The organism is Aquibacillus sediminis (assembly GCF_005870085.1).
GTDB lineage: Bacteria > Bacillota > Bacilli > Bacillales > Amphibacillaceae > Aquibacillus_E > Aquibacillus_E sediminis.
On sequence record NZ_SZNM01000007.1, the window covers coordinates 163,915 to 179,336 of the forward strand.

The following is a 15,422-nucleotide window of genomic DNA, read 5'->3' on the forward strand; positions in this document are numbered from 1 at the left end:
TTTTGGTGAAAAATGAAGGGGTGAGTAAAGTGGCATTAACAGAATTACTAACGAAGACACAAGTGTTATTGGATATTGAGGCAACAACTAAAGAGGAGTGCATTGATCAATTAATTGAGGTATTTGAAAAGGAGAGTGTTGTTCACGATGCAGCAAAATATAAAGAAGCAGTTTTATACCGAGAAGAAGAAGGAACAACAGGAATAGGGTTTGGTGTAGCAATCCCTCATGGCAAATCGGATAGTGTAGAAAGACCAGGGCTTGCTATTGCTCGTCTTAAAAATGCGATTGATTGGAAATCATTAGATGGAACCCCCGTTAATTTAGTATTTTTAATTGCCGTTCCTGAAACGGAAGCAGGGGACGAACACTTACGGATTCTATCCCAATTATCTCGGAAACTTATGCACGAAGATTTTCGACAAAAATTAAAAACCACAACATCCACTGACCAACTTATCCAAGCATTAGAATAAGGAGCAAAACTGGGACAAGGTTACTTGTCCCAAAGAGTCCCTTATACCACTGGGACAACAAACCTGTCCCCATGTCCCACCATCAGCCTTTCATGTAACGCGGTTTCAATAAGTTTTACTGTTTCGAAAGTTGCTTTGTAGTCAACGATTTCTTCGTCGGTGTGTTCATGCATATATCCTGTAGATAGATTCACAGATGGTATGCCTTTTTCTGCAAAGGAGCGTTCATCACTTTGGCCGCCAGCGGTTATTTTCCAATCGGGCATGTCAGTAAGTCCTCGTTCGATTAGGCTTCGTCCAACTTCAAAATCTTCAACCGTATCCATATGCTCAGACAATAAAATTGTAGGACCTTTCCCAAAGTAGCGGTATGCTAGTAAATTACGTGCACCGTCTACATACGTGTAATCGGTCACCTGCTGAAGTTTTTTCTCCAAGCATTTACGAATGTTTCGCTCCTTGCCACTTTCCCCGGAAATATGAAGAAAGAAGTAGAAACGTTAAAGAAGTACTTTTTTTTTTGATTTATTTCAAAAGTTGATTCAACAGCATAGAAAACCCTTACGATTACATGCAGTTTACTAAATATTTAGAAAAATTTTAAAAAACTATGTTAGATTACCTTACAATAAGATGGAAAGTAATCTATCGCGTTGATAACCTTTTGCTTGTAAGATTTTTTATCAATACATTTAGGAGGGGACAATTTGAAAAAGAAAAACAGTATTTTATTATTCGTCATTGGTCTTATAGCTTCATTGCTAGTTGCTTGTTCAGCAGCAGACAATGCGGCAAATGCAGATGATCAACAAGACACAGATGCTGAAGCAGAGGAAACGAATTCGGAATCAGAGGATAGCTCAACTGATGACGGAGACACAATTCCAGTGGGGATTTTGCACTCGTTAAGTGGGACGATGGCGATTAGTGAAACATCTGTAAGGGATGCAGAATTATTGGCGATTGAAGAAATAAACGAGAATGGCGGAGTATTAGGTAAGGAATTGGAACCTGTTGTGGAAGATGGGGCATCAGATTGGCCAACCTTTGCCGAAAAAGCTAGTAAATTACTAGAACAAGATGAAGTTGCGACAATTTTTGGCGGGTGGACATCTGCTAGTCGAAAAGCAATGCTTCCAGTAGTAGAAGAAAATAATGGGTTACTTTGGTATCCAGTTCAATATGAAGGAATGGAAGACTCACCAAATATTTTCTATACAGGTGCTGCACCTAACCAACAAATTGTACCTGCTGTAGATTGGTTGTTAGAAAATCGTGGAACAGATTTCTTCTTGTTAGGTTCTGACTATGTTTTTCCTCGAACTGCTAATGCCGCAATCAAAGCACAGTTAGAAGACGGTGAAGGAAATCTAGTCGGAGAAGAATATACACCGCTTGAACATACTGACTACAATACAGTTATTGCAAAAATCAAGGGTGAGGAACCTGATGTTATTTTTAATACACTAAACGGTGACAGTAATGTCGCATTTTTCAAGCAGTTAGATGATGCGGGTATTACTTCAGATGATGTAACTGTGTTATCGGTAAGTGTTGCAGAACAAGAAATTCAAGGGATTGGTGCAGATGTAACCGAAGGGCATCTGACTAGTTGGAATTATTACCAAACAACTGATACACCAGAAAATGAAGACTTCGTATCGAATTATCAAGAAGAATATGGAGAAGATCGTGTAACAGATGACCCAATTGAAGCAGGTTATTTTGGAGTTTATTTATGGGCACAAGCAGTGGAAGAAGCAGGAACCACTGATGTAGATGAAGTAAAAGAAGCTGCGAAAGGGTTAGAATTTGATGCACCCGGTGGGAAAGTGAAAATTGACGGTGACAACCAGCACGTGTATAAAACGGTTCGAATAGGTGAAATTCAAGAAGATGGTTTAATCGATGAATTGTGGAACTCCGACGAACCAGTAAAACCAGATCCATACTTAGAAACATATGATTGGGCAAGTGAATTAGCTGAATCTTTGAGTGATGTGGAATAATCCGGGATTTAATAGGGGTAGTAGGATAATTGATTCTACTTCCTCTTCCTTTTCACCGTTGCTCATGAAAGGGAGAATTTTATATGAATGAAATATTATTAACACTTTTTAACGGCATAAGTTTAGGTTCAATCCTTTTATTAGTTGCGCTTGGTTTAGCAATAACATTCGGTTTAATGAATGTCATTAATATGGCGCATGGTGAACTAATCATGATTGGTGCGTATGTTACGTATGTTGTTCAAAATATATTTGTAAATTATGTTCCAGAACAATACTTTGATATTTACTTTATTGTTGCGATACCGGTAGCACTTGTTGTAGCTGCAGGAGTAGGGATGTTGTTAGAAAGTTCATTAATACGCTTTTTATACCACCGCCCATTAGATAGTTTACTAGCAACTTGGGGTGTTGGGTTAATGTTGCAACAGTTAGCAAGAACAATATTTGGAGCACCAAATGTTGGTGTATCAAGCCCATCCTTTTTAGATGGTGGACTTACAATCGGCTCATTACTATTACCATATTCTCGCTTATTTATTCTGGGACTTGCGGTTGTATGTTTAGCTGGTATTTATATTTATTTTTATCGTACCGCTAATGGTCGAAGAGTAAGAGCGGTAATGCAAAATCGGCAGATGGCCGAGTGTTTAGGGGTATCTACTAGAAAAGTAGATGTGATTACGTTTGCGATTGGTTCAGGGTTTGCAGGTGTTGCTGGTTGCGCCTTAACATTACTCGGTTCAATTGGACCAACAGTAGGAACGGCTTATATTATTGATGCATTTATGGTCGTCGTTGTTGGTGGTGTTGGTGCCTTATTCGGTGCTGTTGCTGGTGCTTTTGGCATTGGTTTTTTCAATACGGTTTTCGAATATGCCACCAATGCATCGATTGGTAAAGTATTAATTTTCTTATTGATTATTGCGTTTTTACAGTGGAGACCATCAGGGTTTGTTTCGTCACGTACAAGGTCTTTAGATTAAATAGGGGGGGAGCGTTGAAGTTATGCAAAAAGCAATTTACCGAACGGTATTTCAAAATAGAAAGTTAGTTTTATGTATTCTTTTTCTAGCATTATTATTGGCTCCGCTTTTTTTATCGGATTTCCGATTAAATTTGCTTGGTAAATTTTTAACCTTTGCGATTGTTGCGATCGGATTGGACTTATTGTGGGGTTATACGGGTGTTTTAAGTTTAGGGCATGGTATTTTCTTTGGACTCGGAGCCTATTGTATGGCGATGTATTTAACGTTAGAAGCAAGAGGTGGTAGGTTACCAGACTTCATGGCTTGGAGTGGGATGCAAGAGTTACCACTAATATGGATTCCATTTCAATATCCGATAGTCGCTATTATATTAGGTATCTTAATACCAGCAGCTGTTGCGTTTTTGTTAGGCTATTTGACTTTCCGTAATCGAATTAACGGAGTCTATTTTACTATTTTGTCTCAGGCAATGGTGCTTGTTGTCACAACGTTGTTAATCGGACAACAAAATCTAACTGGTGGTACGAGTGGCTTAACGAATTTTAAAACATTTTTCGGGTTCTCAGTTAATAGTTCATCGACACAAACGGTTATCTATTTGGTGACAGTTGTGATGCTAGCACTTGTATTTATCGGTTGTAGAAAGATGGTAAAAGGACGGTTAGGAAAAGTTTTAATTGGTGTTCGTGATGGAGAAAATCGGATGCGATTTCTAGGTTATAATCCATCTATTTATAAAACATTTGTCTATACGATTTCAGCTGCATTAGCAGGTCTAGCTGGCATGCTATTTGTACTCCAAGTTGGAATCATCTCCCCAACAATGATTGGGATTATTCCATCGATTGAAATGGTATTGTGGGTTGCTTTAGGTGGCCGTGCCACACTAATTGGTCCTGTTATAGGTGCATTATTTGTTAATGCTGCTAGTACAGGATTTAGTGAATCCTATCCAGATATTTGGACTTACTTCCTTGGTGCACTATTCGTTATCGTAGTTATTTTCTTGCCGAAAGGATTAATGGGAGTTATCAATAAATTCCAAGAGAGGAGTAAACAAATCAATGTCACAAACGTTAACAAAGACCCAAACAGTGTTAAAGTCGGAAAAAATATCAGTGGAATTTAGTGGGTTTAAGGCAATCAATCAATTAGATTTCCAAGTTCGTCCAAACACCGTTCATTTTGTTATAGGTCCAAATGGAGCTGGGAAAACAACGTTGTTAGATGTTGTTTGTGGGAAATCGCAAGCAAGTGAAGGGGAATTAACATTTCGTGAAACCTATAATCTAAAAAAAATGACTGAAAATCAAATTGTCCACCGGGGAATTTCAAGGAAGTTCCAGGCCCCATCTATTTTTGAACAGTTAACTGTTTATGAAAACTTGGAAATTGCGATGAAACAAAAGAAGAGCTTATTCTCTATTATGAAAGCAAAAAACAATCAAGTAGATGAACAAAAGTTAGCGGAAATGTTGGAGCTTATTGGTTTAAACGAAGAAAAGGACAATCATGCAGGTTCCCTGGCACATGGGCAAAAACAGTGGCTAGAAATCGGTATGGTTATTATGCAAGATCCTGATCTTGTTTTATTAGATGAACCGATTGCTGGAATGTCCAAGACAGAACGGACTAGAACAGGGGAATTGATTAAGCAGATTGCTAAGGATCGGGCCGTGTTGATTGTTGAACATGATATGGAATTTGTTAAAGAATTTGCAGACGTTGTCTCGGTAATGCATGAGGGGCAGCTGCTCGCTGAGGGAAGTATGGAAGAAGTACAACAAAATCCAAGAGTTCGTGAGGTTTATTTGGGTAGAAAGGTGGATTGAGATGCTAGAGTTAGAATCGATTAAATCAGGTTATGGCGAAAGTATGGTCATTCGTGACATAGATTTGAAAGTGAAAGATAAACAAGTCGTCTGTGTGATGGGACGGAATGGAGTAGGTAAAACCACGTTGTTAAAAACAATTATTGGGATTTTACATGCAAACAAAGGTAAGGTTGTTTATAACGACAAAGATTTAACGAAAAGACGCCCATCTTATCGGGCAAGACAGGGGATTGGTTATGTCCCACAAGGGAGAGAAATATTTCCGAAATTAACCGTTTATGAGAATCTATTAATTGGCTTAGAAGCAGGCGGTAGTAAGCAAATAAATGAAGATGTCTACACTTATTTTCCGATTATCAAGGAGTTTAAAAAAAGAAATGGTGGGGATTTGAGCGGTGGTCAACAGCAGCAGTTAGCCATTGCAAGAGCACTAGTATCTAATCCATCATTTTTATTGTTGGATGAACCAACGGAAGGTATTCAACCGAATATTGTTCAAGAAATACAAGATGTGATTATTGATATTAAGAAAAATGGTCAAACGTCCATGATTCTAGTAGAACAAGATTTAGAATTTGTAAAGAATGTAGCAGATTATGTTTATGTCATTGATCATGGTTCAATTGTGTACGAAAGTGCTGTAGATCAATTGAATGACAAAGCTGTTTATCGTTATTTAAGTGTTTAACTAAAGGTGGAATAGAAATGAAATTATCTCCAATTGAACAGGAAAAATTAATGTTATTTATGGCAGGGGAGCTAGCGCAAAAACGGCAAGATAAAGGTTTGAAACTTAATTATCCTGAGGCTACTGCATTAATTAGTTGTTATTTACTTGAAGGTGCAAGGGAAGGGAAGACCGTTGCACAATTAATGCAGGAAGGCAAACAAGTTTTAACTGCAGATGACGTGATGGAAGGTGTACCCGAAATGATTGAAAGTGTGCAAATTGAAGCTACTTTCCCTGATGGTACTAAACTAGTAACGGTTCATAACCCAATCGTTTAACTAGATCGTTCTAAAGTTGAGAAGTCCGCTTGTTGAACATGCCAAAAAGGTAAGGAGGAATAGAATGATTCCAGGAGAACTTCGGTTAAAGCAAGAGGAAATAGAAATAAATAAAGGAAGAGAAACGCTAACATTAAAAGTAGCCAATACAGGAGATCGTCCGATTCAAGTTGGTTCCCACTTTCATTTCCCAGAGGCAAATCGAAACCTTGCATTTGCAAGAGATAAAGCAATTGGGATGCGACTAAATGTAGCGGCGGGGACAGCAGTTCGGTTTGAACCTGGTGAGGAAAAAGAAGTAGAACTAGTCGAATTAGCAGGTAACCGTCATGTCTATGGATTAAATAATTTGACGGATGGAACGATTGAACAGAAGCAAACGGTCACGCAACGAATCATAAATCAAGGGTTTAAAGGAGAAGGTGATCAAGCATGAAGCTCTCCCGTTCACAATATGTATCGTTATATGGTCCGACAACAGGTGATCAGATTCGATTAGCGGATACCGATTTATGGGTAGAAGTGGAAAAGGATTATACAACTTATGGAGATGAAAGTGTGTTTGGTGGCGGTAAGGTCATGCGTGATGGAATGGGACAAAGCTCGACGCGAACACGGAAAGAAGGAGTATTAGACCTTATCCTAACTAATGCGCTAATTGTTGATTATACAGGGATCGTTAAAGCAGATATTGGTGTGAAGGATGGACGTATCGTTGGGATTGGTAAAGGGGGAAACCCTGATGGCATGGAAGGTGTCGATCCGAACATGATTATTGGTGCATCGACAGAAGTAATTGCCTGTGAAGGAAAAATTGTCACCGCTGGAGCGATTGATGCACATATTCATTTTATAAGTCCACAACAGGTAGATGTAGCGATTGCTGCAGGCTTTACGACGATGTTAGGCGGCGGAACTGGGCCAGCAACAGGAACCAATGCGACGACTTGTACACCTGGAGAGTGGAATATTCAACGAATGCTCGAGGCAAGTGAGCAATTCCCAATCAACATTGGCTTTTTAGGAAAAGGAAATGCATCATCACCTGATCCCTTGCGCGAACAAGTTGCAGCAGGTGCAATCGGCTTGAAACTTCATGAAGATTGGGGTACTACACCAGCAGCGATAGACAATTGTTTAGCCGTTGCAGATGAGATGGATGTCCAAGTTGCGATCCATACAGATACATTGAATGAAGCAGGTTTTGTTGAGGACACGATCGATGCAATAGGTGATCGCGTCATTCACACCTATCATACAGAGGGTGCGGGTGGTGGACATGCGCCAGATATTATGAAAATTGCATCATATCCGAATGTGTTACCATCATCAACCAATCCAACTCGTCCATATACAACTAATACAATTGATGAACATCTAGATATGTTAATGGTTTGTCACCATTTAGATCACAATGTACCAGAGGACGTGGCATTTGCTGATTCACGGATTCGACCAGAAACGATTGCAGCGGAAGATATCCTGCATGATTTAGGCGTAATTAGTATGATTGCATCGGATTCACAAGCAATGGGCCGGGTAGGAGAAAGTATCACACGTACTTGGCAAACTGCAGATAAGATGAAAAAACAACGTGGTCAATTGAATGAAGATCAAGGTACAACGAATGATAATACACGTGTTAAACGATATGTGGCCAAATATACCATTAATCCAGCTATTACTCATGGAATGAGCCATGAAATAGGTTCACTGGAAGCTGGTAAGTTAGCTGATATGGTTATATGGGATCCCAAGTTTTTTGGAACAAAACCAGAAATAGTTGTGAAAGGTGGTATGATAAGTCACGCACAAATGGGTGATCCGAATGCATCGATTCCGACTCCGCAACCAGTGTTTATGCGCCCTATGTTTGGCTCGTTAGGGAAAGCAAGAAATGGTACAAGCCTAACCTTTATTTCGCAAGCAGCTTATGACAAAAAGGTTCATGAAAGGTTGGGACTTGCAAAGCAAATCGGTATCGCGAAACATTGTCGTGAAGTTAGCAAAAGTGACCTACCGCTTAATGGAGGAACACCTACGATAGATGTGAATCCAGAGACATATGAGGTAAAAGTAGATGGAGAAGTGATCACATGTGAGCCATTAAGTGAACTATCGATGGCGCAGCGTTACTACTTATTTTAAAAAACTGTTGAGGTGAATGAAATGTTAACAAAAGAGGTAATTGGAAATATTGATGAAGAGCAATTAGAACATCAAAATCGTGAGTGGGTTGAGCTCGATTGGGATGAGCTTAATAAACGCATTTTGCGAAAGAAAACAGATAAGGGTACAGACGTAGCGATCGCGCTAGAAGAGAAAGAACCACTCAAAGTTGGCGATGTATTGTATCAAGATGAAGGACTTCAAGTTGTCATTCGCACTAAAAAAGAAAAAGTATATGTAATTTATCCTAAATCGATTGTACAAATGGGAAAAATGGCATTTGAATTAGGAAATCGCCATACACCATGTTTAATATCTAGTGAAGAAATTGTCGTTCGTTACGATGAAACATTAGAGCGACTTTTTGAAGAAGTGGGTGTTAGCTATGAACAAACCGAACGTAGATTTAAGCAACCATTCAAATACCGGGGCCATAAACACTGATGTTTTATATTTAATGCATATACATGATTCGGCGTTTCCGATCGGATCTTACACACAATCATTTGGGATGGAAACGTATATTCAATCCGATCAAATCCGTACGAAACAAGATCTATTAAACTATTGTCATGCTTATTTGTTTGAAAATTTAGTGTATACAGATGGCATTTTTGTAAAAGAAGCTTATCAATTGGTGGAAAAAGACGATTGGAAGCAACTGATACGGTTGGAACGAATTTGTGATGCGAGTAAAAACGCTGTAGAAACAAGAGAAGCTAGTAGAATGATGGGGAAACAATTTTTACAAGCTATTTTACCAGTATTTGAAGATGAAAAATTGCAAACGTGGAAAAAGTATTTAGATGAGGGTAAAATTCGTGGTCACTTCCCAATTGCTTACAGTATTTATACTGCGCAAATGAAATATGACTTATATACAACGATTTTAACTTTTCTATATTCCTCAACGGTATCCTTAGTACATAATGCCGTTCGAGCTGTACCACTAGGACAAAAAGCAGGAATTGAAGTGATCCATCAATTAATTCCCAAAATTGCTAAAGCTGCCGAGCATGTGCTTGATAAAAGTTTACAAGACTTATCAAATCATGCGGTTGGCATAGAAGTTGCCTCCATGCAGCATCGTTATTTACCGTCTCGATTATTTATTTCTTAAGCTATATTGTTGAAAACAGCGATAACTTTTAATACGTGAAAGGAGAATGCACGATGAAACCAGTTATTATTGGTATTGGAGGTCCAGTTGGTTCTGGAAAAACAGCACTTGTTGAACGTTTATCAAGAGAGATGACAGCTAATTATAGTATCGGGGTTATTACCAATGATATTTATACGAAAGAAGATGCAAAATTCCTAACGGATCAAGGAGTATTACCAGATGAGCGAATTATTGGGGTGGAAACAGGTGGTTGTCCACATACAGCTATTAGAGAAGATGCATCAATGAATTTTGAAGCGATTGATGAATTAAAACGTCGTTTCGATGATCTTGATATCATTTTACTAGAAAGTGGTGGAGATAACTTATCGGCCACCTTTAGTCCAGAACTTGTTGACGGTTATATGTATGTGATTGATGTAGCTGAAGGTGGGGATATCCCAAGAAAAGGTGGACCAGGAGTAATTCGGTCTGACATGTTATTAGTAAACAAAATTGATTTAGCTCCGTATGTTGAAGTTGATTTGGATAAAATGAAAAAAGATGCTAAAGAAGCACGTAAAGAGCGGCCATTTGTGTTTACTAATGTCAAACAAGGTGTGGGAATTGATCAAGTGATCGATTGGATACGCTATTATATGCTATTAGAAGAAAGTGAAGAGACTAGTAATGCAAGCATTAGCTAAATCTTCATCATTGTTGAAAAGTGATGGTAAGCTTGAATTGAAATTTGAAAAACGCAGAGGAAAAACGAGATTAATTGATTGTTATCAACAACCCCCATTAAAAGCTAGTCGTGGATTATATATTGATGGAACGGATCATTGTACGTTATATTTAATGGAATCTTCAGGTGGACTGGTGGCTGGGGATCACAATGAATTTACTGTTCATTTAAAACCGGGTTCAAATGTTACGTTAATGCCCCAGTCAGCAACTAAAGTTTATCCAGCATTTAATGATCAACCAAGTTCCCAACAAGTAACGATTAACCTTGATGAGGATGCAAGATTGGAATGGAATCGAGAAGAGGTCATACCATTTGAAGATGCCCGTTTTAACAGTGCTACCTCTGTACAAATGACATCGAGTTCCTCTTTATTATGGGCTGAAATTTTATACCCCGGTAGAGAAAAAAGGGGAGAGACGTTTGCTTTTCGGGAATGTCATACCCATTTTGAAGTTTGGATAGATGATGATTGTTTAGTTTATGACGCCTTACGTCTAAACCCTGCCGAGCAAATGCTGAAACAATTAGGTGTTCTGGAACAGTTTAATTATATTGCAAATGTATGGATTGTCTCACCTAGTATGGATGAAAATATGGATCACAACTTAGGGGAGATACTAATACAAACAGATAAACATAAATCGGGAATCACCAAATTAGAAGGTAAAGGCATGCTTGTGCGCTGGATATCAAATGATTTACCATTGTTGAAAAAAGAAGTTGACCGGATATCTACTTTTATAAGGAAGCATTATTGGAAGTGAATAAAATGGGACTGGGACAAGGGGACAGGGCACTTGTCCCAGTAGCTGGTGGGACAGTGAACCTGACCCCATGTCCCACACGATGTTTACTGTTAATTCAAAAATAATGTACTTGTATATTTTTCAATAAAACCGTATATTATAAATAGAAATAGCGGTGGATGTCTTCGGACCACACCTAAGGGAACTGGATGCGTCCAGTTCCCTTTTAAATTGTATTCTTCTAGTGGTACCAAATATGTGATCGTCTCTATGTTAAATGGCATCTACTTTTTCTACATAATCTTTCTTCGTTTTGTACGAATTTCTCAATGAGGGACAAGGGGACAGGGCACTTGTCCCAAAGAGTCCCTTATACCACTGGGACAACAAACCTGTCCCCATGTCCCAAAATCAGCCTTTCATGTAACGCGGTTTCAATAAGTTTTACTGTTTCGAAAGTTGCTTTGTAGTCCACGGTTTCTGCATCGGTGTGTTCATGCATATATCCGGCAGATAGATTGACAGATGGAATGCCTTTTTCTGCAAAGGAGCGTGCATCACTTAGGCCGCCAGCGGTTATTTTCCAATCGGGCATGCCAGCAAGTTTTCCAGCTTGTTCGAAAATTTTTCCATAGGATTCTGAGCAAAATGGAATGATGTCGGCATAGGATGTCACAATGTCGCGTGTGCCGCGGCGATCGATGACGATTGCGCTGTTGACATCTTCAAGAAAGCAAGTGTCTATGTCCTGTGAACCAACACAGCCGATTTCTTCTTTTACGGTGAAAGCTACTTTAATTGTTCCATTAAAATTGGTACGTTCCAATCGATAGAGAAGTTCTAGAATGACAGCAATTCCTGCACGATCATCCGCACCCAAAATACCCGCCGAACTTGTTAAGGTGGTTCCTCGTTCGTTTAGGCTTCGTCCAACTTCAAATTCTTCAAACGTATCCATATGTGCAGACAATAGTATCGTAGGTCCCTCCCCAAAATAGCGATAAGCTAACAGATTACGAGCGCCGTCTACATAGGTGTAATCGACCACTGATTGAAGTTTTCTATCCAAGCATTTACGAATGTTTCGCTCCTTGCCACTTTCCCCGGAAATATGAAGAAGCTCAACTAAACGAGATTTAAATTTGCTTGCCTCGATGTCGATCATCGTATCTGGGTACGTAACCATTTGATATAAACGCTCCGCTGTATCTAATAATAACTTCCTTTGTCCTTTAGGGTAGTGTAGGCTTATTTTCTTACCGTGGAATTTAACTCGAAGATCATCGGGCGTACATGTTAGGATGACATCCATTTCTTTTCGTGTTAAAGGTTCGATCAACCAAAGCATTGCTGCTCTTCGGTCATGTCCGTCGCAACTCATCGATGTGTATATGCCAAGCTCATTTAACCAACGGACGATGCCGCGAATATAGTCATCCATGTCAGACAGTGGCAGTTCATTTCGTCTTGGATCAACAAGACTTCCACGTCCAATTCCATCCATATAGGATGCAGCTTGTTGCACATGATTTATAAGCATCTCTTCTGATAAATCTGCCAGCTTAGCATCTGAGGGATTCGTTGTTTTTAAGTTGCTTAAAGTTAGATTTAACAGTTTCTGTTCGTGAGAGGGAAGCTCAAGATCTTTCATTTGTAACCCTTGTCTCGCTAATAATTTTTCTAGTTTGTTCATTGAAAACCAGCTCCTTGTTTGTGATAGGTTAAGTATATCGGAAGAGGTGTGCACCCCTGTCCCACTTGTGGGGAGGTAGGTGTGATAGAATAATAGAAAAAGTGGAATGAGGCGAAGGGAAGAGACAGATGGACCAAGAACAAACCTATGAGCCACCGTTAGAAGTGAAGCGGTTGAAGAAACAATTAAGAGAAGCAAAGCATGATCGAGCGGAACGAGAGCGTATTAAGAATGCACTAATAACGATTTATGTTCGGTTTGGTGAAAGTTATAAAATGAATGATCAACCAAATGACAAGTTAGCAGAGGTCTTTTTAAAAAAAGCATTGGCACTAAAGCCGGTTCATGGGATTGCGAATTATCGCTTGGCGCATTTATTGTTTAAAAAGGAAGATTACGCGACAGCAATCTATCATTTTCAAATAGCACTAGATCATGGTCGGTTGAATGAAACGCAACAAATGATAACGAATATGTTCATGACAACTGCTGGCATTTACATAGCAAAACAAGCATCGAAACAGTATTCGTCGATGGAGCTTGATCTTGATGTGGATTATGAACTGGAAAAGATTGAACATTTTCGTAAGCAACTTGAAGTGCCGACAGAAACGATGCTCAAGCGTATTTATTATCGCAAAGTAACGCCAGATGGGAGTAAGTTAATTAGTGAAGAAACATATGAGGAGACATTTGACGGAGCGGTAGAAGATACAAATCAAGTACTGTTGGTTCGTAATGAAGATGGCTATGCGATCCGATATGGTTGCGAAACCGTCTCATTGGAAACGACAGCTTTTCACTTTCTTTATTATGTAATGATTGCCTCTGATTATGTGACCAATGATCAATTGATCAGAAAGCTAAACCAATACGAATTGGAGCAGGATTATAAACCAAACACCGTACGTCGAACATTTAGTCGCATGCAGAGCCGTATTCCTTTCTGGGATCAAGTAGTAGAAACGGAAACAATCGATCGAAAAACAGGCCGTAAGCGAAAAAGAGGCATTACGTACTGTATCCTGTGCCGAGCAAGTGATGTACTACCAGACGAGATGATGTGAATGGGACAAGGGGACAGGGCACTTGTCCCAGTGGAAACTGGGACAGTAAACCTGTCCCCTTGTCCCACTTGGTATGTGTGTGAATATAAAATAAGGAGCGTTAAAATGGGCAAAAAGAAAAGAGGTCATTTCTGTAAAGTGTGTGGCAGGATACGTGCGAATGAAAAATTTAGTGGAAAGGGCCATCGCCAACATATTTGTAAAGATTGTAAACGAAAAGGAAAAAAACTTAAACAACCGTCTACTTCTGCCTATGATCGGGAGTTTCATTACTTAAATAAAGCAATTAAAAACTGTTTGCTTTTCTATACGCGACATTCCGATTTCTTCCTATTCGAATTCCGAGAAGAACGCTTTGTTACTAGAGGTGATTTCGAATCAGAAATTTTTGTCTATCAACCAAATGGGAATCAAAAATTTCTAGTTGAAGAATCCTTGCACTCCTATGATGCATTGATGGAAGTTTTGTTTAAAAAATATTATGAAACGATTGGGAGTGAAAACGTTTTGGATTATGAAATATTTATAGAGGATTCGTCTTTGGACATATCCAAAAAACGTCGTCAACATTTGGAAGTGATTGACTCCATGAATCATTTGGTATGATCGAGGTTATAGGGTATTAGCATCTAATGTTCAAAGTGCGCAGGGGGGACCAGGTATCGTTATACGATCATGAAAAAATAATGAAAAAACAAATGCGAACACTTGTTCTTTTGGGCTATTTGTTTTATAATAAATATAGAAGCTACCTCCTTGCTAACCTCCTCATTCCTCCAAAAGGATGTGGTTATGATGGAAACGTCACTTGTTTGTGAAGAGTCAAAACCGTATATGCCTCACGATCAATTATTTAAGCAATTGATTGGGACATTTTTCGAAGAGTTCATCGAATTATTCTTCCCAGAAGTACATCGCCACATTGATTTTTCTTCAATTAAACCGTTATCTGATGAAATGTTTACAGATTTGATTAAAGGTGAAAACCGAAAAGCAGATATTGTGATTGAAGCAAAATTAAAAGGCGAAGACACGTTAATCATTATTCATGTAGAACCTCAAAATTACGGACAACCCAATTTCAACGAACGGATGTATCAATATTTTAGTCTATTGTATAATAGGTATAGGAAACCGATTTTGCCCATAGCTCTATTTAGTTATGATGAGAAGCGGTATGAACGGGATGATTTCGAGATGTCCTTTCCATTCTTTCATGTGTTAACCTTTCACTTTTTAATTGTGGAATTAAGAAAAAAGAATTGGCGCGAATATATTGAATCCGACAATCCAGTTGCAGCAGCATTATTAAGTAAGATGAATTATTCGGAAAAAGAAAAAGTGCAAGTAAAGAAGGAATTCCTGCGGATGTTAGTACGTATGGAGATTAACCCAGCTAAAATGGAGCTCATTAACGGATTTTTCGAATCTTATTTAAAATTAGATCAAAAGGAGGTTGAAACAGTTAACAATTAATTGATAAAACCTTATAATAAATGGTAAAATCTAAAGTAATAAATTACCAAAATTGTAAGGGTGAATGGCATGAAACAACGAAAAGTAGGTATAGGAGAAGC

Annotated in this window: 18 protein-coding genes; 16 read left to right on the plus strand and 2 right to left on the minus strand. The window is 38.8% G+C overall.

The annotated features are described in order from the left end of the window. The first annotated feature begins 29 nt into the window (after nt 1–29). Nucleotides 30–476, plus strand: a complete 447-nt coding sequence (locus FCI53_RS09760; RefSeq protein ID WP_138418281.1) for a PTS sugar transporter subunit IIA — start codon at nt 30–32, stop codon at nt 474–476. Between the two features lie 41 nt (nt 477–517). Here FCI53_RS09760 and FCI53_RS09765 read toward each other — a convergent pair whose 3' ends face one another. Continuing rightward, nucleotides 518–892 (minus strand): zinc-binding metallopeptidase family protein, encoded by a 375-nt coding sequence (locus FCI53_RS09765; RefSeq protein ID WP_138418283.1) that lies wholly within the window; start codon nt 890–892, stop codon nt 518–520. A 291-nt stretch (nt 893–1,183) separates the two neighbouring features. Between FCI53_RS09765 and urtA the strand changes: the two genes are divergently transcribed. The 12 genes from urtA to FCI53_RS09825 all read left to right on the plus strand — a co-directional run bounded on the left by urtA (nt 1,184) and on the right by FCI53_RS09825 (nt 11,103). Continuing rightward, nucleotides 1,184–2,485 (plus strand): urea ABC transporter substrate-binding protein, encoded by a 1,302-nt coding sequence (gene urtA, locus FCI53_RS09770; protein WP_138418285.1) that lies wholly within the window; start codon nt 1,184–1,186, stop codon nt 2,483–2,485. Nucleotides 2,486–2,568: 83 nt separating this feature from the next. Continuing rightward, on the plus strand, nt 2,569–3,471 hold the full coding sequence (gene urtB, locus FCI53_RS09775; RefSeq protein WP_138418287.1) for an urea ABC transporter permease subunit UrtB: 903 nt from the start codon (nt 2,569–2,571) through the stop codon (nt 3,469–3,471). 22 nt (nt 3,472–3,493) lie between these two features. Next, nucleotides 3,494–4,603 (plus strand): urea ABC transporter permease subunit UrtC, encoded by a 1,110-nt coding sequence (gene urtC / locus FCI53_RS09780; RefSeq protein WP_138418289.1) that lies wholly within the window; start codon nt 3,494–3,496, stop codon nt 4,601–4,603. Further along, nucleotides 4,539–5,306 (plus strand): urea ABC transporter ATP-binding protein UrtD, encoded by a 768-nt coding sequence (gene urtD, locus FCI53_RS09785; protein ID WP_138418291.1) that lies wholly within the window; start codon nt 4,539–4,541, stop codon nt 5,304–5,306. The genes urtC and urtD overlap by 65 nt, the downstream gene beginning before the upstream one ends. Nucleotide 5,307: 1 nt before the next feature. Next, nucleotides 5,308–5,997, plus strand: coding sequence for an urea ABC transporter ATP-binding subunit UrtE (urtE, locus tag FCI53_RS09790; RefSeq protein ID WP_138418293.1), 690 nt, complete (start codon nt 5,308–5,310; stop codon nt 5,995–5,997). Nucleotides 5,998–6,014: 17 nt separating this feature from the next. Further along, nucleotides 6,015–6,317, plus strand: coding sequence for an urease subunit gamma (gene ureA, locus FCI53_RS09795; protein WP_138418295.1), 303 nt, complete (start codon nt 6,015–6,017; stop codon nt 6,315–6,317). Between the two features lie 64 nt (nt 6,318–6,381). Next, nucleotides 6,382–6,753 (plus strand): urease subunit beta, encoded by a 372-nt coding sequence (locus FCI53_RS09800; protein ID WP_138418297.1) that lies wholly within the window; start codon nt 6,382–6,384, stop codon nt 6,751–6,753. Continuing rightward, nucleotides 6,750–8,465, plus strand: a complete 1,716-nt coding sequence (ureC, locus tag FCI53_RS09805) for an urease subunit alpha (protein WP_138418299.1) — start codon at nt 6,750–6,752, stop codon at nt 8,463–8,465. Before FCI53_RS09800 ends, ureC begins: the two co-directional genes overlap by 4 nt. A gap of 21 nt (nt 8,466–8,486) precedes the next feature. After that, nucleotides 8,487–8,930 carry an urease accessory protein UreE gene (locus FCI53_RS09810; protein ID WP_138418301.1) on the plus strand — a complete coding sequence of 148 codons (444 nt, stop codon included), beginning with the start codon at nt 8,487–8,489 and terminating at the stop codon, nt 8,928–8,930. Beyond that, entirely contained in the window at nt 8,872–9,606 is a 735-nt protein-coding gene (locus FCI53_RS09815) for an urease accessory protein UreF (RefSeq protein WP_138418303.1), read from the plus strand. The genes FCI53_RS09810 and FCI53_RS09815 overlap by 59 nt, the downstream gene beginning before the upstream one ends. 53 nt (nt 9,607–9,659) lie before the next feature. Further along, nucleotides 9,660–10,295, plus strand: a complete 636-nt coding sequence (gene ureG, locus FCI53_RS09820; RefSeq protein WP_138418305.1) for an urease accessory protein UreG — start codon at nt 9,660–9,662, stop codon at nt 10,293–10,295. Beyond that, a complete protein-coding gene (locus FCI53_RS09825; RefSeq protein WP_138418307.1) occupies nt 10,279–11,103 on the plus strand; it encodes an urease accessory protein UreD in 825 nt (274 codons plus the stop codon). Before ureG ends, FCI53_RS09825 begins: the two co-directional genes overlap by 17 nt. 352 nt (nt 11,104–11,455) lie before the next feature. On the opposite strand, the gene FCI53_RS09830 is transcribed toward FCI53_RS09825, so the two are convergent. Further along, the gene (locus tag FCI53_RS09830) at nt 11,456–12,778 is read right to left on the minus strand and encodes a M20/M25/M40 family metallo-hydrolase (protein ID WP_138418309.1); all 1,323 of its coding nucleotides are present in this window, start codon (nt 12,776–12,778) and stop codon (nt 11,456–11,458) included. Between the two features lie 128 nt (nt 12,779–12,906). Here FCI53_RS09830 and FCI53_RS09835 point away from each other — a divergent pair, with 128 nt between their 5' ends. From FCI53_RS09835 to FCI53_RS09845, 3 genes are all read left to right on the plus strand, one after another. After that, the gene (locus FCI53_RS09835) at nt 12,907–13,845 is read left to right on the plus strand and encodes a tetratricopeptide repeat protein (protein WP_138418311.1); all 939 of its coding nucleotides are present in this window, start codon (nt 12,907–12,909) and stop codon (nt 13,843–13,845) included. 105 nt (nt 13,846–13,950) lie between these two features. Continuing rightward, nucleotides 13,951–14,451 (plus strand): hypothetical protein, encoded by a 501-nt coding sequence (locus FCI53_RS09840; RefSeq protein ID WP_138418314.1) that lies wholly within the window; start codon nt 13,951–13,953, stop codon nt 14,449–14,451. Between the two features lie 189 nt (nt 14,452–14,640). Continuing rightward, on the plus strand, nt 14,641–15,321 hold the full coding sequence (locus FCI53_RS09845; protein ID WP_210238494.1) for an RpnC/YadD family protein: 681 nt from the start codon (nt 14,641–14,643) through the stop codon (nt 15,319–15,321). The last annotated feature ends 101 nt before the right edge of the window (nt 15,322–15,422 follow it).

Bases quoted from the DNA above. Each gene is read 5' to 3' on its own strand.
- urtC (WP_138418289.1), top strand. From the start codon at position 3,494: ATGCAAAAAGCAATTTACCGAACGGTATTTCAAAATAGAAAGTTAGTT.
- ureC (WP_138418299.1), top strand. From the start codon at position 6,750: ATGAAGCTCTCCCGTTCACAATATGTATCGTTATATGGTCCGACAACA.
- FCI53_RS09835 (WP_138418311.1), top strand. From the start codon at position 12,907: ATGGACCAAGAACAAACCTATGAGCCACCGTTAGAAGTGAAGCGGTTG.
- ureA (WP_138418295.1), top strand. From the start codon at position 6,015: ATGAAATTATCTCCAATTGAACAGGAAAAATTAATGTTATTTATGGCA.
- FCI53_RS09815 (WP_138418303.1), top strand. From the start codon at position 8,872: ATGAACAAACCGAACGTAGATTTAAGCAACCATTCAAATACCGGGGCC.
- urtD (WP_138418291.1), top strand. From the start codon at position 4,539: ATGTCACAAACGTTAACAAAGACCCAAACAGTGTTAAAGTCGGAAAAA.
- FCI53_RS09810 (WP_138418301.1), top strand. From the start codon at position 8,487: ATGTTAACAAAAGAGGTAATTGGAAATATTGATGAAGAGCAATTAGAA.
- ureG (WP_138418305.1), top strand. From the start codon at position 9,660: ATGAAACCAGTTATTATTGGTATTGGAGGTCCAGTTGGTTCTGGAAAA.
- FCI53_RS09845 (WP_210238494.1), top strand. From the start codon at position 14,641: ATGGAAACGTCACTTGTTTGTGAAGAGTCAAAACCGTATATGCCTCAC.
- FCI53_RS09825 (WP_138418307.1), top strand. From the start codon at position 10,279: ATGCAAGCATTAGCTAAATCTTCATCATTGTTGAAAAGTGATGGTAAG.
- FCI53_RS09830 (WP_138418309.1), bottom strand. From the start codon at position 12,778: ATGAACAAACTAGAAAAATTATTAGCGAGACAAGGGTTACAAATGAAA.
- urtE (WP_138418293.1), top strand. From the start codon at position 5,308: ATGCTAGAGTTAGAATCGATTAAATCAGGTTATGGCGAAAGTATGGTC.
- FCI53_RS09800 (WP_138418297.1), top strand. From the start codon at position 6,382: ATGATTCCAGGAGAACTTCGGTTAAAGCAAGAGGAAATAGAAATAAAT.
- FCI53_RS09840 (WP_138418314.1), top strand. From the start codon at position 13,951: ATGGGCAAAAAGAAAAGAGGTCATTTCTGTAAAGTGTGTGGCAGGATA.
- urtB (WP_138418287.1), top strand. From the start codon at position 2,569: ATGAATGAAATATTATTAACACTTTTTAACGGCATAAGTTTAGGTTCA.